At 38.1% G+C, this 21,069-nt stretch carries 21 protein-coding genes; 4 read left to right on the top strand and 17 right to left on the bottom strand.

The genetic code is table 11. The features are described 5' to 3' along the window. Positions 1-4 precede the first annotated feature (4 nt). A complete protein-coding gene (locus tag V192_RS22050) occupies positions 5-349 on the top strand; it encodes a MerR family transcriptional regulator (protein WP_239644596.1) in 345 nt (114 codons plus the stop codon). A gap of 23 nt (positions 350-372) precedes the next feature. After that, the gene (locus tag V192_RS22055) at positions 373-801 is read left to right on the top strand and encodes a GyrI-like domain-containing protein (RefSeq protein ID WP_239644597.1); all 429 of its coding nucleotides are present in this window, start codon (positions 373-375) and stop codon (positions 799-801) included. Between the two features lie 474 nt (positions 802-1,275). Here the strand turns inward: V192_RS22055 and nagA are convergent, their stop codons facing one another. The 17 genes from nagA to V192_RS0107135 all read right to left on the bottom strand — a co-directional run bounded on the left by nagA (position 1,276) and on the right by V192_RS0107135 (position 18,461). Continuing rightward, positions 1,276-2,010 (bottom strand): N-acetylglucosamine-6-phosphate deacetylase, encoded by a 735-nt coding sequence (nagA, locus tag V192_RS22060; RefSeq protein ID WP_239644598.1) that lies wholly within the window; start codon positions 2,008-2,010, stop codon positions 1,276-1,278. 2 nt (positions 2,011-2,012) lie between these two features. Next, complete coding sequence (locus V192_RS22065; RefSeq protein ID WP_239644599.1) at positions 2,013-2,420, bottom strand: amidohydrolase family protein; 408 nt, start codon at positions 2,418-2,420, stop codon at positions 2,013-2,015. Beyond that, positions 2,417-3,187, bottom strand: coding sequence for a DeoR/GlpR family DNA-binding transcription regulator (locus V192_RS0107065; protein WP_025870320.1), 771 nt, complete (start codon positions 3,185-3,187; stop codon positions 2,417-2,419). The genes V192_RS22065 and V192_RS0107065 overlap by 4 nt, the downstream gene beginning before the upstream one ends. Positions 3,188-3,399: 212 nt before the next feature. Further along, positions 3,400-4,668, bottom strand: coding sequence for a hypothetical protein (locus tag V192_RS0107070; protein ID WP_025870322.1), 1,269 nt, complete (start codon positions 4,666-4,668; stop codon positions 3,400-3,402). Between the two features lie 188 nt (positions 4,669-4,856). Beyond that, positions 4,857-6,287 (bottom strand): amidohydrolase, encoded by a 1,431-nt coding sequence (locus V192_RS0107075; protein ID WP_025870323.1) that lies wholly within the window; start codon positions 6,285-6,287, stop codon positions 4,857-4,859. Between the two features lie 51 nt (positions 6,288-6,338). Further along, positions 6,339-7,214, bottom strand: a complete 876-nt coding sequence (gene sdaAA / locus V192_RS0107080; protein WP_025870326.1) for an L-serine ammonia-lyase, iron-sulfur-dependent, subunit alpha — start codon at positions 7,212-7,214, stop codon at positions 6,339-6,341. Between the two features lie 19 nt (positions 7,215-7,233). Further along, complete coding sequence (gene sdaAB / locus V192_RS0107085) at positions 7,234-7,896, bottom strand: L-serine ammonia-lyase, iron-sulfur-dependent subunit beta (protein WP_025870327.1); 663 nt, start codon at positions 7,894-7,896, stop codon at positions 7,234-7,236. Further along, positions 7,896-9,098 (bottom strand): MFS transporter, encoded by a 1,203-nt coding sequence (locus V192_RS0107090; RefSeq protein ID WP_025870329.1) that lies wholly within the window; start codon positions 9,096-9,098, stop codon positions 7,896-7,898. The genes sdaAB and V192_RS0107090 overlap by 1 nt, the downstream gene beginning before the upstream one ends. 311 nt (positions 9,099-9,409) lie before the next feature. Beyond that, a complete protein-coding gene (locus V192_RS0107095) occupies positions 9,410-11,152 on the bottom strand; it encodes a class I mannose-6-phosphate isomerase (RefSeq protein WP_025870330.1) in 1,743 nt (580 codons plus the stop codon). Continuing rightward, positions 11,127-11,678, bottom strand: coding sequence for a glucose-6-phosphate isomerase family protein (locus V192_RS19595; RefSeq protein WP_025870332.1), 552 nt, complete (start codon positions 11,676-11,678; stop codon positions 11,127-11,129). The genes V192_RS0107095 and V192_RS19595 overlap by 26 nt, the downstream gene beginning before the upstream one ends. Positions 11,679-11,692: 14 nt before the next feature. Beyond that, the gene (locus V192_RS0107105; RefSeq protein ID WP_025870334.1) at positions 11,693-12,469 is read right to left on the bottom strand and encodes a glucose-6-phosphate isomerase family protein; all 777 of its coding nucleotides are present in this window, start codon (positions 12,467-12,469) and stop codon (positions 11,693-11,695) included. Beyond that, on the bottom strand, positions 12,459-12,875 hold the full coding sequence (locus V192_RS0107110) for a PTS sugar transporter subunit IIA (protein WP_025870336.1): 417 nt from the start codon (positions 12,873-12,875) through the stop codon (positions 12,459-12,461). Before V192_RS0107110 ends, V192_RS0107105 begins: the two co-directional genes overlap by 11 nt. A gap of 59 nt (positions 12,876-12,934) precedes the next feature. After that, on the bottom strand, positions 12,935-13,753 hold the full coding sequence (locus V192_RS0107115) for a PTS system mannose/fructose/sorbose family transporter subunit IID (RefSeq protein ID WP_025870338.1): 819 nt from the start codon (positions 13,751-13,753) through the stop codon (positions 12,935-12,937). Between the two features lie 2 nt (positions 13,754-13,755). Continuing rightward, entirely contained in the window at positions 13,756-14,568 is an 813-nt protein-coding gene (locus tag V192_RS0107120; protein WP_029948164.1) for a PTS mannose/fructose/sorbose/N-acetylgalactosamine transporter subunit IIC, read from the bottom strand. Between the two features lie 2 nt (positions 14,569-14,570). Beyond that, a complete protein-coding gene (locus V192_RS0107125; RefSeq protein WP_025870342.1) occupies positions 14,571-15,071 on the bottom strand; it encodes a PTS sugar transporter subunit IIB in 501 nt (166 codons plus the stop codon). A gap of 89 nt (positions 15,072-15,160) precedes the next feature. Then, positions 15,161-15,874 carry a GntR family transcriptional regulator gene (locus V192_RS0107130; RefSeq protein ID WP_025870344.1) on the bottom strand — a complete coding sequence of 238 codons (714 nt, stop codon included), beginning with the start codon at positions 15,872-15,874 and terminating at the stop codon, positions 15,161-15,163. A 232-nt stretch (positions 15,875-16,106) separates the two neighbouring features. Continuing rightward, the gene (locus V192_RS0107135; RefSeq protein WP_025870346.1) at positions 16,107-18,461 is read right to left on the bottom strand and encodes a helix-turn-helix domain-containing protein; all 2,355 of its coding nucleotides are present in this window, start codon (positions 18,459-18,461) and stop codon (positions 16,107-16,109) included. Between the two features lie 257 nt (positions 18,462-18,718). Here V192_RS0107135 and V192_RS0107140 point away from each other — a divergent pair, with 257 nt between their 5' ends. Then, the gene (locus V192_RS0107140; RefSeq protein ID WP_025870349.1) at positions 18,719-19,492 is read left to right on the top strand and encodes a DeoR family transcriptional regulator; all 774 of its coding nucleotides are present in this window, start codon (positions 18,719-18,721) and stop codon (positions 19,490-19,492) included. A gap of 170 nt (positions 19,493-19,662) precedes the next feature. Next, complete coding sequence (locus tag V192_RS0107145; protein ID WP_025870352.1) at positions 19,663-21,054, top strand: glycoside hydrolase family 1 protein; 1,392 nt, start codon at positions 19,663-19,665, stop codon at positions 21,052-21,054. Positions 21,055-21,069 lie beyond the last annotated feature (15 nt).

The following is a 21,069-nucleotide window of genomic DNA, read 5'->3' on the forward strand; positions in this document are numbered from 1 at the left end:
AATTATGTTTAAAATCAGTGAATTTTCTAAATTGACTAACATCAGCCCACGTATGCTTAGGCACTACGACAAATTAAATTTATTAAAACCCAAGATCATTCAAACAGATAATAACTACCGCTACTATACACCTGAGCAGATTACTCAGGTGAACCAAATTCTTTCACTCAAAAATATTGGCATTCCACTAAAAGAAATCAAAACTTTTTTAGATGGCGATGTCGATTTAGCTGATTATTTAGCAAAGCATCGAACATTATTAGAAACAGAACTTGCTGAAAAGAAACTACAGCTTGCCTATTTAGCTCTGTTAGAAGAAAAAATACCACTTCGAAAACCGAAGCGGTAAATTATCCGATCGAAACAAAAATCATGAATGATCTATTCGTTCTTACTTATCATCAAAAAGTAGCCTCTTACTATGAAGAAGAGCAACTTTGGCAACAACTTTTTTCTACTATACGAACTGAAGACCAAGCTAAATTGGGTCATTCTATCGCAGTTTTTCATAACACGGCTTCTGATAGCTTAGATATCGAAGTCATGATCAGTATTCCAGAATCGCTAAAACCCTTGTATCCACAGACCAAAACCTTCTCACCAGGTTTAATCGCTTCAGTTGTAACAAACGGTGCCTACAATGCTATACCAACTATTCATGCCGATATGGCTGACTGGTTGGAAGTGAATGAGTACGTAATTACTGGAAGCACTTTTAACATTTATCATTCTAGCCCAGCTACTGAGGAACAGGAAGAATTTTATATTACTGAGATTTGTTACCCAATAAAAAGTAAATAGAATATTTTTCATACTTTTAGTTTATAATTATCTCTATATGATTTACAATTAAGTTCATATCGTATTTTGATATATTTTTTTAAACTAATGGGAGGAAAATAAGTATGAAAAAAATCAATAAAAAGTGGATCGTTGGTATGATGGTGCTTTCTATTATTTGCGGGGCAGATAAAATATGATCGAGCAGATTCGACTCGTGAATCAGATAGTTATGGATATTCTTTATATACTACTCGATCCACTTTTAGCAGGCCTCGTTTTTTATTGTGTCCTTTCAATCAATCGCTTAAAAAAAGAAGTAGCTAGATTAAATAATCAATTAAATCAGGTACATAACGACTGACTTAAAAGCCCGAGACAAAAGTGTTTATTTCCGAAGGAGCTGCTTTTTTTCGCCGATTATTCGGTTATAGAGCGCACATCAAAACTGATTTTTAGTTTTGTCCCACACCCTTCTACTATACAAATCAACTTTTATTTTACTCGTCCTTTTAAGACTGTTTTTACTACTCGAAAGTCTTCATCTAAAAGAATCAAATCAGCATCATATCCGACTGCAATCTTACCAATTTTCTGCTCTCCTAAAATAACGGCTGGTGTCGTTGCCCCCATTTTAATTGCATCATTTAACGGAATACCCATTTCCACGCTCAATTTAAGCGCTTCGTTCATCGTCACTGTGCTGGATGCTAATGTGCCATCTTTTAAACGAGCTACTCCATTTTCAACAGTGACATGATGTCCACCAAATTCGTAAGCACCATCGCCCACTCCCATGGCCTGTAAAGCGTCTGTGATCAATACCATACCATCCGCTCCTTTTATTTTGTGTAATAAACGGACAATTCCTGGATGTAAATGAATTCCATCGACGATCGCCTGAACACTAACATGATCGTTTTCGAGAGCGGCAGTAACCAAGCCTGGTGCTCGATGATGAATTGGCGGCATGGCGTTGAAGCAGTGGGTGATATGCGTTGCCCCTTTCTTGAAAGCCTCTTGCGCTTCTTCATAAGTTGCATCAGAATGTGCAATTGCTACGACCACGTTTTTTTCTTTTAAATAGGCAATCAATTCTAAACAGCCTGGTAATTCTGGTGCTACGGTAACCATCTTGATCAAATCACCGGCTCGTTCAAAAATTGCCGCCATTTCATTTAAATCAGGATTTCTCAAATAGTTAGGATCCTGCATGCCTTTTCTTTTCACATTTAAATATGGACCTCTAAGTGAATTCCTAAGATTTTTGCTCCTTCTTCATGTCCGATCACATCTTTCGTTCGATCGATCATTGTTAGTAAAGCATCTAAAGAAGAAGTGACTGATGTGACTAAAAATCCGGTACAGCCTGTTTCCAAACATTTTTTGGACACTTCTTGAATACTTTTTGTGGTGCCGTCCATCATATCAAAATTATTTGCTCCATGAATATGGACATCAAGCATCCCTGGAATCAGTAATTGTCCGCGTCCATTAATCTTACTATCCACTGTTTCATTCACAAAAGCTTGTTCTTTTGTGTTTGCTATTGTTGTAATTGTTTCATTTTCAATTAGAATATCTACTGAATCTATGCCTGTTGGCTCACTTATGGACACATTTTGAAGTAATAGTTTCATTTAATCCCATCCTCTGCAAAAATAATTTGTACTTCCGCTTTTTTCAATTGTGCGATGAGCGTCTTGGGTAATGGTTTGTCTGTAATCAACATATCTATCTCTGAGAAGTCTAGTTTAAAATTTGTCGTATTTCTAACTTTCGAGCTGTCCATCACAACACAAGTGCGTTTAGCATTTTTAATGATCGTTTGCTTTAATTCAATATCTTCCAGTTCAGAATAAAAGAGACCTGCTTCATTGATACCGGATGCACCGATAAATGCAACGTCAAAGTAATAATTAGCTAATTGAGTGATTATTGACGTCCCATGCAGCAAATGAGAGCGTGAATTGAAGTACCCTCCTAGAAGAAAAACGGCTTGCTCATTATTTTTTTCTGTTGCGGATAAAGCATTGTCGATCGAGTTGGTCACGATTAAGACATTTTCTTGTGTGAGTTCTTTAGCGATAAATTGAGCCGTGGTCGAAACGTCCAGCCAAATCGTTTGATTCGCTGAGATTTCTTTTACTGCTTTACGAGCTATTTGAATTTTTTCTTGACTGTTTGCGACTAGTCGTTTGGAATAATTTTCGATTTTGGTTTTGATAATTGGCAGTCTGATTCCACCACGGTATCTTTCAGCTAAACCATCATTTACGATCAATAAAATATCGCGACGGATGCTGTCTTTAGAAACGTGAAAATACGTTGCTAGCTCGGCTGCATCTAATTTTTCCTTTTCTTGTAGCAACTCTAAAATTTTAGCAATGCGTTCAGTTTGATCCATAGGCTACCTCCTGATTTATTTTGAGTATAGCAGATAACTCCCGTTTTGCATAATAATAAGTTTTTAATCAACTTTAAATAAGTTTTCATAAGTTTTTTTGCATTTTTTTTCGAACATGATACTGATTTCTGTTTCTGCTTAGTTATAGTTAGGCTATATAGCATATAAAAAAAGCTGAACAACCAATTATTTTTGATTGTTCAGCCATTCATTTACTTAGTTAACGCTTCTCTTTTTGACCATCCTAATGCAACTAAAACCAACATCAGTACCCCCACCATCCAAGTACTGTTACTACTTGCATCATTCGTTGCCGGTAACTGCTTTCCTACAGGTTTAGTTGTTCCGACTGGCTTAGTTGAACCAGTGGTATTTTCAGTAATGGTCACCTTAATTACTTGTGCTGTTTCTTTTGTAGAAAACTCGTATCCTGGATACTTTTCAGCTAGTTTCTTCATTGTTTCATCAGACCAATTGTACGTAATCGTGACGTCTGTTGTTCCAGCTTTCAATGCTGTCCACTTACCAGCTGCATCAATTTCAATGATAGAAGGATCGGCTATAGATGTAACAAAAGAACCTTCAGTATCTTCGATTCCTTCGATTGGTTTTACTTTTAGCTGTCCGGTATCATCAACTTTTCCAGTGATCGAGTCACTGTCAATGATCGGGGTGATATCTAATACACCAGCAGGTTTTACTTCTACATTGATCGATCTTGCAATATCTCGTGACATCAAGGTACTGCCAGGATTTTTATCTTGAATCTCTTTGTAGGATTCATCAGAAAGTTTGAAGTCTAAGATAAATTCTGTGGTACCAGCTTTTAAGGCTGTCCATTTACCAGTCGCATCAACTGAAATGATATCTTTTGCTTTTCCATCAGGAATATAAGCTGTAAAGGTTCCTTTTGGTGTCGTTACTCCACCCATAGGAGCTACTGAAAATTGCCCAGTTTCGCCTAGTTTGGCGCTGATCGTTCCCACATTATATTCAGGTGTAATATCAACTTCAGTCACGGCTGTCACCTCTACAGAGATTTCTTGAGCTAGGTCTTTTTTGATCAGTTTATACTCAGGATATTTTTCCTGAATCTTTTCCAGTGATGCTTTATCCCATTCAAAATCCAATGTTGCTTTCGTATTTCCAGCACTTAATGCCTGCCATTCACCTTGAGCGTTGATTGAAAGGATTTTTTGATCTGCTACAGTAGCTTTAAAGGTTCCTTTGAGATCTTTCAGTCCTTCGATTTGTTCAACCTCTAACATTCCTTTATCGCCTACAACTGCTTTAAGCTCTTTGATTTTAAAATGTGGTGTAGTGTCAATTTCTTTTTGCGCCTCAGAGATTCTTGTTTCTGATGTCTCAGTCGCGGCTCTATCCATACCAGAATTTATTTCTTCTGCAAACGACACAGTCGAATAGGATAAGCATATAGCACTAAACAAAATTCCCAACATCATACCTTTTATTGTTTTCATTTTTTTCTCCTCTACTTTTATTCTATTGCTACTATTTAATCTTATCAAATTCTAATCATTATAACAACACTCTTTTATTTTATGTGCATTATCCTTTGATTAAGCACATGATTCAGTTTTAAGCTATCGGACAAAAAAATACTGCCAAGTATTGTAGTTGAACATACAATTTTTGGCAGCATTTATTATTATTTAGGCATTACATCTGCTGGAATAGCAGATTGGTATTTTTTGCCACCAACTCTTACTTGGTGTTCTGCTTTCGCTTGTGCGACTAGTTCAGGTTTAGTTAATAAGTCATAGGCTGTAACAGCAATTGTTTTACCCGCTGCCAGCAATCCTTTATGAGCTACAGAAGATTTACCATTAGCGACCCACTGCCATGAATGAGGTGGTGTGCCTTGCGGTTCACAGCCAATCAATACTTGAGCTGTCGGACAAACCCAGCTAACGTCACCGACATCTGTAGAACCAGAAGTTGCGTCTGTAAAGAACAACGGAGCAATTTGATCTAAGACCGGCATAGTTCCAAGGCGTTTTATCTCTTCTTCGCTCGCTGTTGGGTTGCTTTGTCTGGCTCTGTTGACCAAGCCTGCTTTTGTGACTTCATTTAAGCTATCGTAATATCTTTGGCTGTATGCCTGATCTTCTGGTGTCAAATTCATGTTCCCGAATTCTTTTAAGTTTTCATACATCGCTGTTGTTACCGCTTGATTTGGTAAATAGTTGGCACAAGCTGAATCAAACACGATCTCAAGTTCTGTTTCTGTCATCAATGCTGCACCTTCTGCTATCTTGTTGACACGTTTGTAGATTTCTTCTGCTTGTTCTATTTTTGGTGCACGAATAAAGTAATATAAGCTAGACGTTGGTTGCACCACATTCGCTGATTCGCCGCCTGCATCCATAAAGGCATAGTGGACGCGTCCTTCATCAATGATATGTTCACGTAAAAATTGTACCCCGATGTTCATTAGCTCGGCTGCATCAAGTGCACTGCGCCCTTGTTCTGGCGCTGCTGCTGCGTGAGCGGATACACCTTTGAAATTGTAATAGATTTGATAAACCGCTAAACTGCTAAGTCCCCAAGCCATACTAGTATCCATTGGGTGCCATGAAAGAGCAACATCAAGACAGTCAAACACACCATCTCTTGCCATAAAGGCTTTGCCATAACCACTTTCTTCCGCCGGACAGCCAAATAATTTGATCGTTCCTGACAACTTTTCTTTTTCCATTAGATCTTTAACGCCGACTGCTCCTGCTAAAGCCCCAGTTCCCAATAGATTATGACCGCAGCCATGACCATTGCCGCCCTCGTACTCTGCCTTTTGTTCCCCTAAATCAGCCACTTGACTCAGGTTTCCTAGAGCATCATACTCAGCCAAAATTCCAATCACAGGACTGCCGCTACCATATGTTGCTACAAAAGAATGTTCCATATTGGCTACACCTTTTTCGATTGAAAAACCTTCTTTTTCTAAAATTTCAAGAAATGGTTTAACTGATTCATTAGTTGCAAATCTGGTTTCGGGGGTTCCCCAAATACGATCTGCTGCAGTGATAAATAGGTCTTTTTTTGCATCGATTAATGCTGAGATTTGTTGTTTTGCATCCATTCTTAATTCTTCCTTTCTGAGTCGCATCCAATTTTTCTATTTTTATTTAAGTTATCGATCGATTCCAAACAGCTCTTTCGCGATCCGTTTTCCAGTTTTTGTACCAGCTAATCCACCGATCCCAGTTTCACGAATGTCAGCTGGCATGCTCCGACCCACACGATACATGGTTTCTACCACTTCATCTGCTGGAATTTCACTTACGATTCCTGCTAAAGCCATTTCTGCAGCACTGATTGCATTAGATGTCCCACCTGCATTTCGTTTGATGCAAGGGATTTCTACTAACCCTGCCACAGGATCACAAGCTAGTCCAATCAAATTATTCAATGCTATCGCAAATGCTTGACTCGCTTGTTCTGGTGTTCCTCCAGCCATTTCGACTAAGGCCGCCGCTGCCATTCCAGAGGCTGAACCGATTTCAGCCTGACAGCCACCTTCCGCACCTGAAATCATTGCATTATTAGCTGTGACAAAACCAAACGCAGCAGCTGTGAATAAAAAGTTCAACATTTCTTCTCGTGTAGATTCAAATTTTTGGCTAAAAGCCAGTAAAACACCTGGAACTACGCCAGCTGACCCCGCAGTTGGCGTGGCACAGATCATCCCCATTGCTGCATTGACTTCGTTAGTAGCCACTGCGTAGCACAACGCCTTTACAAATGTGGTGTCCGTTAAAATAGTTTTTTTCTCTAAATATGCCTGCAGTTTTTTAGCATCATATCCAGTTAAACCAGAATGTGAGCGAACGCCTTGAATCCCTTTAGCGGCAGCTGCTTCCATTGTTTCTAAGTTCAGTGTCATTTGATTCATGATCTCTGATCTACTGCGCCCAGAGGTTTCTATTTCCTGTCTGATCATGATTTCTGCTATAGTACACTGGTTCTGTTTCGCTCGTTTTATGAGTTCTTCAATTGATCCAAACAAACTATTCACATCCTCTAATTTAACCGGTCGTCGATATGACCGCTGTTATCCCCGGTATTTCTTTCATTTTCGCTACTAATTTCTGACTAATATCACTGAGTGTTTCAACAAAGAAGATCGTCTCTTGATTTAATTGTTGAACCTGTATAATAGCCGGACTTTCCAGTGCATCTTCAACACTTGGCACTGCTAATTTAGGCTGATCTGATGTGAAAACTAATCCATTTCCCTTTTCCTGATCTAAAAGTGTTGAGTGGTGATTGATCTCTGTTAGTTGAATACTGCCACCGCCAATCGAAATAGCTGTTATATTTAGCTTTTCTTGGTCGTCGATCAGCTCCAGATTAACCGTATTGGCATGTTCTGTTTCCTTAGCACTAACTAGGAATTCAATCACTACACCTGCCTTTTCAGCAATTTCAATCGCTTCCGGAATCCGTTCGTCATGTGTTTCAAAGCCTAAAACTCCTGCAACGATCGCGACTGCTGTGCCGTGTCCTTTGTACGTTTCAGCAAATGAGCCGTAAAAAGTAACGACTAACTTTTTAGGTGTATGTTTATAAAGAGCTCTTGCCATATTACCAATTCTAACCGCTCCAGCTGTATGTGAGCTAGATGGGCCGACCATGATTGGACCAATGATATCAAAAGCACTTTTATACTTAAATTTCTTCTCTGACATTACGCTTCTTTTTTCACTCCTAAGGCACATAGGCCGCAAAGAAGGCTAGCTGCTGCCATAAAACCAAATGCTAGTGTAAACGAACCGCCAGCAGATTTGATCAATTGCCCTAGAATCATTGGTGCTAAAAAGCCGCCCAAGGTTCCACCTGTATTTATGATTCCAATTGAAGACCCAATGATCGATGGATCCATGATTTTATGCGGCCATGTGAAAATTGCCGTAAAGGCACTCACTGAAACCATACTTACTGCAATCAAACAAATCATTGATACGACTAAATTATTTGATGCTACAAAAGCAACCACTAAAATTGCGGCTAACACAGTGGCACTAAGGATAAATATGCGCTCTTTCCCTAAAAATAGTTTTGATAATAAGGCACCTGCAAACATCGTCGCTGCCGTTTGAAAGACTGCATTCACCGCTAATAAATAGCCAATTGTTTTAATATCGATCGCAAATTTTTGCGCTAAAAAGCTTGGTAACCAAGACATATTTCCATATAGCAGGAAATTCAACAATAACATTGCTACAAATAATACTAATACATTGCGATTCGTGATCACCTGACTGAATTTTATTGCGGGTTTATTCCCTGTACCTGTTTTTGCGCTAGTTGCTTGTTTGGGAACAAAAATACCTACAAGTATAAAGGCAACCGCAAATAATGTGCCTAACGCTAAGTAACCATAGCGCCAATTTGCATTGATCAAGTTGGTGCCCAAGGTAAAGGCTAAAATACCACCGATGCCAGATGTTGATAAAATCAATGATTGGATAAAGGTTCTACGTTCTTGCGGAAAATTATCAGCAATCGATTTTGAACAGCTTGGCGGATACCCACCATGACCTAAACCCGCAAAAAAGCGGATAACCATAAATAACATCAAACTGCTAACTGCACCAAATGCGAATGAAAAAATTGAAATAATTGCTAGTGACAGCATTAACACTTTTTTTGCGCCGATCTTATCCGCTAACCACCCACCAGGAATCTGCATCAATGAATAACCTAGGAAAAAGAAGGACATGATCATCCCCGTTTGGCCAGCATCCAGATTAAACTCTTTAGCCATTGGTAAAACTGCGGTAGAGATCATACTCTTATCCATGTAAATCATCGAATAACCAGCCATTAAGGCAAAAATCAACCCAGCACTACTTTTGTTTGCTACCGTTTTTTCAACTTGTGTCTCCATTTTTTTCCTCCATAGTTCAAATATAAGAAAACGTTTTCTATGAACTTATTATACAAAACAACTCACGAATAAAAATCACTTTAATTGCGGTATATAGTCTTAATATTTTAAATACAAAGAAAAATAAAATGAGAAAGCAAAAAAAATATAGTCATTTTTGCTAAAACATTTAAAAAAAGAGGTAAGCAACTTTTCTAAATACAAAGTTATCACTTACCTCGTTTATCTTATTTGTTATTTGAGGATGGGACAGACATATTTGATCCCGAGAAATAAGAAGGGATTGCTTTTGTTCCCACCGTTTATTCGTACTAACGTACAAAGGCTTTCATTGTTTTGATAGTCTTGCCAAGACTCGCTCCATATGGCTCTATAACATACACATCAATAGTTGCTGGAATAATAAACGTCTGTGCATATTGAACAACGTACGGCTCAAAATCTCCTTTAGGACTTGTTACTAAGGCTTCCTCTCCTTCGACCAAACTCAATACATTTACACTTCCATGATTCTTGTGATGTACCTTTCGATCAAAGGTGTGACGTCTAGTTTCAATGAATTCTGTTTCATGAAGCCCAGTCTTCTCTTCCATCCACCCTTCCCCTTGATCGATTATAATGAAAGGATTAACCAATTCTCTCTCTACCCACTCTTGATCTTTGTAGATATCGATATTAGGTTCGCCATGCTCAATATTGACCGGTCTAGGCAAGCCATCAAAATCCACTCGATCCCAATCCCATAACTTAAATGTAAAACGATTCGGCGTTGCACTGATTTCTAAAATGACCGAATCTTTTCCACTTGAATGGATCGTACCTGAAGGAATGGAATAATGATCATGCTTCGTCATGGTATGACGGTAAATATATTTCTCATCATCAAAACTGGCCTGTCCCTTCTCAGCTTCTTTCAAGGCTTGTATCAATTCCGCTTTTTCTATTCCTTGATTCACGCCTAAGTAAACAACCGCATCATTTTTAGCATCTAATACATAGTAGCTTTCATCTTGAGTATAGTGTACACCAAAGTGTTCCTGTGCATAATCCACTTTAGGATGAACCTGTAAGCTTAGGTTTTGACCATCCATCGTATCTAATAAATTAAAACGGATGGGAAACTCATGACCAAAACGACCAAAAGCTCTTGCACCTAATAGCTCTTTTCCAAAATTAAAAATCAAGTTGTTTGCGGGAATTTCGACAGTAACTCCAGAAAAATTTAATAACAAACTATTTTCTTCTGGCACACCATTAAAGCTCCAAGCTAAATTTTTTTCATCATGACCAATATCAAATGTTTCCTGCATCCAATTTCCACCCCAGATACCAGGATCAAAAAAAGGAACAAGTGAAAAAGGTTGTCTAACAATTTCCTTCAGAGCATTCTCGTATTCATCATACCTGACTAATTTAGGGTGTTGTTCATCATGAATATCTAGCAAATAATCAATTTTTTGGGCTATTTTTCGTTTGTAGCGATCCGCCAGCGGCCATTCAAAAAAGTAGCCGCGTTTGATCATTCTTAATGAATCTTCCCCTGCATTGTTGCCTTGCCAGTTACTATACTCCCCTGAACGATATCTTTTTTGAATTTCCCAGCGAGCTAAATCAACATAAATCACTAGATCCACATGGTCAACTAGCGATGCACCAACACCATAAACAACAGAAAGACCACTTTGAGCTCGAATCGCGTTTAGTTTATCCTTCATCAGGGTAAATCTTTTTGTATCGATAAAGTCTTCTAGTTCATGATGACTCATCAATCCAAAAATTCGGTCATTCGTCAAATTCTCTTGAATTTTCAGATTTAGTTCAGCCGGCTCAATGAACATATCGTTCGCATGAATAATCAAGGCTGGATTTAATGGACGAATGACTTTCTCTAACAAAAGCACCTCATTAGAAACTGGGTAACACTCAATTGCAATCGTCAAGGCTTTCTTTTCAACTTTTTGTTTTAACAATGTTTGGACGATTTCCTCATAGGATGTAATAATCGTTGCCGGGTTCTTGATTTTGATTTCAGGACGTACAATTGATGACTTCAAATTTTCCCTCTCCTTTTTTAAACACTCTAATCGGAAAATGACAATTATCGTAGTCGTGCCCCGATACAGTCAACCAGCATGCACCAACTGACAGTTTTTCACTTCCGATATTAATTAAACGGTGGCTGGTTTTGCCTGGAATATAGTGGACAGAACCTGCTGTAACTTCTTGCAGCTCGTAACGATCATCTTCAAAAACTAAAAGCAATAGCCCTTGTCCAGCTAATCCCCAATAATATTCTCCTGTATCTTTTTCTTGATGTAAATGCCCCTTGGTCATGTAAAATTCCTGACCAACAGTTCCAGGCATCACATGAGAGATGCCTAAGAATAAGCCCCCTTCATGTCCTTCTTGCAATCCATTTTCATGATATTCCACTTCATAAATCACTTGAGAAAGGTCCAAATCATGACTTGTTTGCTGATAGCTTTGGATACAATTTTCAAGCTTCGTTTGATTATGTTTAATGTCTGTTCCTTCAAAATTTGGCCCCTGACAATTAAATCGAGTTATTGCTGCTTGCACCTTGATCATCCTTTCTACGGCTGAAAATCCGTCCAAACGCTTTGATACTTTAAAGGATTCGTTACAAAATCAAAGCGTTCTGAGTCCTCTTCATATTGTGTATATAAATTATTTTGAGATAGCTTAAACTCCGGATAAGCTCTCGCCGTTTTTATTTCCAGTAGATTTGCTGCATAATGGGTGTTTTTCCGCCACTTTATATGACTATTTTCAATTACTGGATAATAGGCTAAGCCTTGACGTTGTCTAATTTCTTTATACTCAAAAGCGTAGTCGCGGATACACCAAGCGCCAAAAAGCATCTTTTTGTCCTGGCTGGCATTCACTGTATAATGAGCCCAGTTCGGTGGTACAATGACAATATCTCCCGGTTTAGCAAAAACGACAATACATCGTCCCGGCTGATCGTCAACAAATTCCTGCATGTAAATATAGGCTTTGCCCTGCCAAATTTCATAGACTTCAGGAGTGGAAGAATGACATGAAGCCGAAATAGCGTGGATATGTCCTTGACTGCGAACAAGCTCATTACCGATGACCCCATTGTTATAGCCCACAACGCCATATAATAAATTGCGCTTTATTAGATCTTCCTGATGCTCTTTTTTTCCAACATCCATCGCTATGGTATATAAAAGTTCTGGTCCAACAGCTTGTTTATCCAGTAAGCTGTTGCGAATGTCTTTCAAATATCTTTTCTCCGTTTTTGTAGGGTGAAAAATATCTTTTCCAAACAGCAACTCCAAATTAGCCTCATCTAAAGTAATAGCCAATGCCTGATTAAAAGTCATCGTCAACCTCGCTAATCGATTCTATCGTATATTCTTGAATGGTTTCTTTCGCAGAATCAATTGCCTCTGGTATTAATTTTTCCAACGGTTTCGTTGGGCCCGATAAGACTAAATCTAGGATCAAGGGTAGGTTCATCCCACTTAAAAGGCGAGTCTCTCCTATTTCAGAAAATATGCTGTACGCTGTAGCTCCTGGTGAACCAGCTGGAATATCACTCACAATAATCGTCGTCCCTGTGTTTTGTTCACTTTGTAATGCACGCAAGTTTTCTTTAAATTGTTCAATTCCCCGCTCATCAAGTTCTACCGCAGAAATTTGTGGTTGTTGTCCTACAATAAATTCAAGCGCCTTTTTCATTCCAGTGGCTAAACCAAGATGGCTTACTAAGATAATGCGATTATGCATGCTCTACACTCCCTTTTATGATTCGTTCATTTTTCTACAAGACTGAGTAAGTTAGGTATTTAAAATAGATAGGCAGCACCAACACCTGCGAATGCAACAACAAAATAGATCAAAATCAGTTTAACGGGTGAAACACTCTTTTTCGCCATTAAATACCAAGATAAGAAAATCACGATAAGTGGCGCAAGTTTTGGGAAAATACCATCTAAAATAGCCTGTACATCGATTTCTGTTCCCGTTAGAGCAAATTTTGCCGGTATCTCAAGATTCACATAAGAAGCTGCTACACCGCCAATCACTGTCATACCTAGCACTGTGATCGCTTTTGTAATTTGTTGCGCTTTCTCTCCAGTGAATACCTCAACTGATTCTGCACCAAGCTCATAGCCTTTAAAGAATAAGTAACGAGAACCAAAATACATAATGCTATTGAACGCCACAATATAAAACAGAACACCTAAAATACTCCCGTTTGAAGAAAGCCCCATCCCGATCGAAAGTAAAATCGGGATCAGCATCCCTGGCACCATTGAATCGCCGATCCCAGCGATCGGACCCATTAAGCCTATTTTCAAACTATTGATCAAATCTCCTGTAATACCACTATTTCCCATTGCTTTTTGCTCTTCAAGTCCTGCAGAAATACCATTGATCAAAGCACCGACTTGCGGCTCCGTATTGTAAAAGACGGTGTGTCGTTCCATCATTTCTTTTTTCTTTTCCGGCTCATCACTGTATAACTTATCTGCTATTGGTTCCATTGAAAGAGCAAAGCCCATTGCTTCTAAAAATTCAAAACTCATCGCCACTAAGTTGTACATCATCCATCTATGATACGATTTTTTTAAGGTCTTTTTATCTAATCGTTTTTCAGTCATCGTTAAAACTCCTCCTCCTCTTCTTCATCGATCACACCATTTGGAGTAACAATACTTTTTTTACTTGAGCCTGTGTAGAATAGATACGCAATAACCGCAGCCACAATTGTTAGCGCAATCATATTCAAATTCAAAAAGACGATACAGACAAATCCTAAAAGGAAAAAAAGAAACAGCGAATTTTCTTTAACAACAGCTGTAAGTAACATCGCGATCCCAATTGCTGGTAAGACACCGCCTAAGTAGCTCATAACATCGATCAAATATTGCGGCATAGAATCCAACATCGATTTAGCAAAGCCAGATCCAAAATAAACAACTAAAAACGAAGGTACGAAACGCGAAATAAAGTTAGTTGCTTGTGGTCCTGCAATAGCATTCAACCGAAATTTCTTATAATCACCTTCTTGAATAGCAGCCACTGCTCGATGATTCCAAAACGAATTGACCACTTGGTATAAATTAAAGACAATCGTTCCAAGAACACCGATCGTGGTGGCTAAAGTTACCGCTACTTCAGTGCTAGCGTTTGAAAGCATTGCTAAAGCAATCGCAGGGAAAGCAACAAAATTTAAATCTGCAGGCATTTGCCCGCCGGGAGTAACCATTGCAATATAAACCGTTTGAATCGCAACACCAATCAAAATTCCTTGTTTCATATCTCCTAAAATAAGTCCAACGATCATGCCAGATACCAAAGGTCTAGTAATCGTATACCAACCACCAGTCAAGCCTAATAACCAGGGGGTCGATAAAGCTCCTAAATAACAAATAAGTGAAATAGCAATGGCTTGAAATAATAAGGTTCCATTCATCGTCATTCTCCTCCTTCGAGTTTCAATTCAGTCCACGTTTTCTTTTTAGAATCAGGAACTAATTGAAATGAAATAGTCATTCCATTTTTTTGTAATGTGTTAAATGCGGCTTCTTCTGTCGGAATCATACTTAGATTTTTCCCATATTTTTTTGCTCCTTCCCTCACACTCATTGGTCCTACATTCAGTTCTTTGTTCTCTAAAATAAAATCGACACCGCTTTCAAAAATTCTAACGAGTGTTTCTGGTGACCGAACAATCAGAAAGTATTGACGTTTGCTTGCAACTATCTTTGGCCATTTTTCTATTATTTCTGCTTCCGTCAAAACAAAACCTTTCAGCGGGGATGGAACGGCAGATTTTAACATTTTTGCCAGTACTGGATTATTTGCCGATGGATCATCCACAGCTACTACCCCATCACATTTTCTTTCACTCATCCAACGAGTAACTACTTGACCGTGAATGATTCGGTCATCGATCCTAATAAATGAAATTGCCACAATCTTTTCCTCCTCATATTGACATATTGTCATTACATTATATTATAAAGAAAATATACTTCTGCTTTCAGAAATATATCCTCATTCATTTATGCAAAACCTTCCACGTAATAACGATACTCACTGCCTATGTAAAAGCATTCTGAGTATTCATGAAAGTCTTTCCCTAATTGTTGAGTAATTCTCACGCGTTTTAAAATTGGGGTATGTTCATTGATTTCTAACGCTTTTAATAATTGTTCACTCGGTTCGATCGCTTCAACATACTCTTTGATTGAATCTACCACAATATCAAACGTCTTCAAATATTCATAAAAAGAACCATAATAATCTTGGCTATCCGTTGAAAAGTTTTGATCAAAGGTAAAATAGGTATCAAAAAAAGCAAAGGCTAAATCATCCGTACCAAAAACTCGTTTTAAGTTTAAAACTGGATCGCCTTCCTTGATATTTAAAAAATTAGCTATTTTTGCAGAAGCAGGCGTTTTCTCTATTTTTGCTTTTAATGTGTGGACTTTTCTACCGAGATTGTTCATTTCCTGGGTAAAACTTTTTACAATTGTTTCTTTCCCCTCTGGTTCTTTCGATTGAACGAATGTCCCGACTGCTCGTTTACGATATAAAAGACCCTCATTCACTAATTGATCGATAGCCTTACGGATTGTAATTCGGCTGACATCATAGATATTACACAATTCAAATTCTGTAGGGATTTGATCCTCGATTCCCCACTCACCAGAATTGATTTTAAACTTCAAATCACTGGCAATCTGAATATACAAGGGTAATCTGTTGTCATTCATTTTTTCACCTTCCATTTACATCTCATTGTCATAACAATAGCACATGGATTTATTTTTTACAAGAATTTCTTTGAAAAAATATCTGTATTAAAGCGATTCTTCTTTAAAATATCGTAAAAAAAACATCTATCATTAACTATTAATTGTATTATTTACTACAAAAAAAGAGTGATTTGTTCTGTCTATAATGGCTTTTTTCTTTCCACCCAGACTTTCCAAACACCCCCTTTTTTCAACACAATGGCTGAAGCAGATACAACTGACAAGCATTCAAGGTCAGTGTCGCTTCCAACTCATAACCAAAAGAATCTATTCTCTCTTTTTTCAGTTCGAACTTAGGAACAATCTTCTGCTCCAAGTACTTTTGCAACTCATGATCCAGCTCCGCTTGACCACCCACTCTAATCCAATCATTATAAATTCCACCATGGTCCTTATCTAAAACATATTCCCGGATTAAATAATCTCCTACAGGCAATTCTTTCAATTGAATCTTCACTTTCTTTGTCTGATACTGCACTTGAAAAGTATCGACCGAATACAACGGATCAAGATAACTAGAATTATAAAGTAACAGTTGAAACTGACCTTGGTTCCGCGTCAAAATATAGCCGTCTCCACTAGCAACTAATTCTCCTTTTAGATGGTTCAAAAATCGCAATGAAAAAAAGAGTGGCCGTCTTAACTCCTCATAAAGAAAAACAGATAAACTACTGTCTTCCCTAGTGTGCGTCTGTCGTTCCTTCACTTTGATATTCAGCCAAAAAGCTATTCCAGCAACTTCTTTTGACAATTCCACGATTGACTCCAAGATCAGTGCTGAACGGAAAAACGTTCCAGAAAAGGTATTTCCTTCACCGACCAATGTATTCCAGTCCGTCAAAAATAATTCTGGTGTCCACTCCGAAAATGCCGTATTCTCTCTCGCTGGACTCGTTGCAATAACGGATTTTACTCTGGCTAAAATTTCTTGCTGATAATTTTTAAAACGCAAGGCATGCTCATCTTTGATTGAAGATGATGCATAAGGATCTGCATGAAAGCTGATAAAATCTGGTAAACAGCGCTGAGCTCCTTGTTCATGAATAAAGGCTTGATACTGTTGGTACTCACGTTCATCCAAGGAACGCAATGACATCAAACCTAGTTTGCACGCTGAAACCATTTGCTTTAACTTACGATAAAAATAATGATAGCCCCAGCGGCTGCTTTCATTCCAAACACCACTTATTTTAGGTAGTGACCATTGAATATACCACTGATTCACTTCGTTTTGACCATAACGATTTAAAAAATGCCGAATGATTTTCAACTGCTTATCGCACCATAATTGTACATCCACTTTTTCTGTGTAGTCTTCCGGCAAATAAAGCTGGATCATCGGTTTTAACTGAACCTTCACTAAAAAATCGAACCATTGATTGTTCAAAATGTACTCTGATACTAATAAAACATCATTATCAAAATTCGTCTCTTCACAAAACCCTTCAAATTGAACTAAATCAAAGCTCAAATCTTTTTGCAAAATACATAATTCACGTTGGACTCCGTTGGCCAATCCTTCACCAGCTGGACCGATTTTTATAATTTTTTTACTACTAGGATAAGCAGCTTGCTGCTCTTTAGGTAAAATAAGCTCTAGGCGCTGTTCGATTGCCGCATTTTCGTCATCAATATCTTTTTCCACTAAATACTTGGCGAGTTCTTGTAGTGCTGCAGCTCCGGTGATTTCTTGATAATCGGCGTTTTCTGCTGTCTGTTTCAGCTGATTTGTTGCCACAGAATATTTTTTTCGAAAACTTGCTGGCGTTAGTCCGTATTGTTTTTTAAACACTTGATGAAAACTTTTTGCTGTCGAAAAACCACTATTCAAAGCGACTTTGATCACAGATTGTGATGTTACCACCAAACTTTCCGCTGCATGCATTAAGCGGATTTGATTTAGATACTCCGTAAAATTGATACCCACCTGTTTTTTAAAAGAACGTGATAAATGATAATAGGAAATGCCGCTTTTTTCAGCCAGTGCCTCTAATGAAATCGGCTGATCGTAGTTCTTTTGAATGTCTTCTAGTAATTGATTCATCCGATCATCCGCAAGTTCGGTCGCAACAAGGGGCATCGGAACCAGTTCTTTTTTGAACTCCTTGACTAATTGTTTTAACACAGTAAATAAATGCTGATACATTTCCAATTCTGTCTCATCGTTTTGTTTAAAATAAGCGGCCATTAAATGGACTAATGCTTCACGCAGTTGCTGAAATTTTTCTCCCTCAGACGCTTTGGCATCTGAGGATGAGCAATCAATATACGGCAACCAGTTCTCTTTAAAATGTGGCGTAAGCGGCGTTCTTGAAATACGCAAAGATAAGAATAAGTTTTTATCTGAGCTTCTCACCTGGTATTGTTGGCGCGGATTAATCACTAATATGTCATCTGAATTTAATTGATATTCCTTTTCCCCGACCCTAACGAGCATACTACCGCTAAGCATCAGAAAAAGAGTTAAATAATCACTGATTTGCGGTGGTGCATAGTTCACTTTCATCAATGATAGATGAAATGGAAATTGCTTGGACTCTCCCATCAACATTTTCCTCCTGACTTGTTTGTGCCTTATTTAACAAAATATAGCATCAAATCTCTATTGAAACAAGCTGTCTTTTTGCTAGAAAATTGTCTATACTATGAATAATTAAAAAACGATAGCATTTTATCTTGATTTACAGGCTTGCTCCTCGGACAAATAAAATCTAATTGTGGCATAGAACGCTCCATTTAGGTTTTCCCATTTTTCTGTCATAGTGGAACGAGCCTACCACGCGTTTAAATTAGGAGGAAAACATGAAAACCAGTCAAGGAGATGTTTTTAGACGAAGGGAAAATCTGATTGAGTACTTAAAGCATAGCGAGAGTTTAACTGTAAATGAACTTGCACTTTTTTTTAATGTTTCTGCTGTAACGATTAGACGAGATTTACTCTTTTTAGAAAAGAAAAAGATGATTGAACGATTCTACGGTGGCGTACGATTACTTCCTGATCATGAGTTGAAACATTCCGCTAAACAGGAAGAGACGGTCTTTCCAATGTCTGCGTTTATTGAAAAAATCCGACCACTTTTAGTGCCTGGCGCGCAACTATTCATTGGTTCTGGGCATTTCTCCAATGAACTGATTTATGCATTATCTTTTTTTGATCTGACAATTTTGACCAACGATATCTCAGCGATTTCTATCGATCACAGTGCAAAAAAAGCATTGATTTCGATCAGTGGTGGCGAATTGGAAAAAAATACCCATGCCCTTGTCGGAGATTTTGCTACCCATTCTTTTAATAAAGTTGAAGCAAACCTTTGCATAATTGAAGCTGCAGGTTTTAACACTCATGAAGTGACCACAAAAACGTTGAATGAATCCTTTATTTATCGAACGATGATCCAACACACCAACGGGCTGAAAATTGTCTACACACCCTCTGCTTATTTAGAGTCAGTCAGCTCATTCATGATCGATAAAACGTCTTTATTCGATACGTTATATACGGATTCATCGATCTCATCAACTATTTTAAGCAGCTATCGATCACAAGGAATCTCCGTCGAAGTCTTAACTGAATAAAAAAGGTATACTAAGAGAGTTCTTTTTTTCTTGTATCGCCACCTTTTGAACTGTTCATAAAAATTCTTTCATGAACAGTTCTTTTGATTGTATTGAATTTATCCAAACAATCCCTTATTCTAAGACCAAGAAAACGCTTCACTAAAAAATATTGATCGGAGAAAATTTATATGACACATACATTTCCAGAAAATTTCCTATGGGGCGCATCCATTTCCGCCCATCAAACAGAAGGAGCTTACCAAACGGATGGTAAAGGCTTAAGCGTTCAAGATACACGTCCAAGAGATAATCATGAAATCGCTGATTTTACAGTCGCTGTGGATCATTACCATCACTACAAAGAGGATATTCGTTTATTAGCTGAAATGGGCATCAAAGTCTTCCGTTTCTCCATTGCATGGACCAGAATTTTCCCTAAAGGACGAGGTGAAATAAACCAAAAAGGCCTGCAGCATTATAGCGATGTCATTGATGAATTGCTAAAATACGACATCCAGCCTTATATCACTTTAAATCACTTTGACTTACCTCAAGCGTTAGAAGATGAAGGCGGTTGGAGCGTCCGCAGTACTGTAGATGCCTTTAAAATATATGCTGAAACCTTGTTTGAAACTTATGGTGACCGTGTAAAGCATTGGCTAACGATCAACGAACCGAACATCATGCTTTTAGTGGATAAAAAAATTCTAGGAAAAGAAATTCCACTGCAAGAAAAATATCAACAATTCCACCACCTAATGATTGCTGAAAAATATGCATTCAAACGTTGCCATGAATTGATCGAAGGCGGTCAAATCGGTCCCGTACCAAATATTTCACTTGTATATCCTGCAACTAGTAAACCAATGGACAATCAAGCTGCTCTTTATTTTAATAGCGTTCGAAACTGGGCTTATCTGGATTTTTCTTGTTTTGGTCGCTATAACGCGGTTTTCAAAGACTATTTAAATCGCAATAATGTCACGATTGAATTTGCCGCTGAAGATCAGGAGTTAATGGAAAGTAACTTTCCGGATTTCGTTGCCATGAATTTTTATACCACCGTGACGGTAGAAAAACCAACTGAAAAAGACGATATGGCAAACGGCATCAGTGATCAGCAAAGTGAAGATATCATGGAATGGGGCTTTTATAAAGGCTTTACCAATCCATATTTAAAGAAAAATGAATTCAATTGGACGATCGATCCAGATGGCTTGAAAACGACTTTACAAACTCTTTATGATCGCTATCACTTGCCAATCATTATTACCGAAAATGGTTTAGGAGCAAAAGATGAATTAACAGCAGACGGCAAAGTACACGATCCTTACCGTATCAACTACTTAGAGCAACATATTGACCAGTGCCTACAGGCTATTGAAGCTGGCGTTGATTTGATTGGGTACAGTCCCTGGTCAGCAATCGACTTGATCAGTGTTCATGAAGGCATCAGCAAACGTTACGGTTTTATTTATGTCGATCGAACAGAACAGGATGAAAAAGAACTGGCTCGATACAAAAAAGACAGTTTTTATTGGTATCAAACATTGATTGAGACAAATCAACTGCCCTCTTAAAGAAAGGAGAAAAAA

It is taken from the genome of Enterococcus crotali, from assembly GCF_000633635.1.
Taxonomy (GTDB): domain Bacteria; phylum Bacillota; class Bacilli; order Lactobacillales; family Enterococcaceae; genus Enterococcus_L; species Enterococcus_L crotali.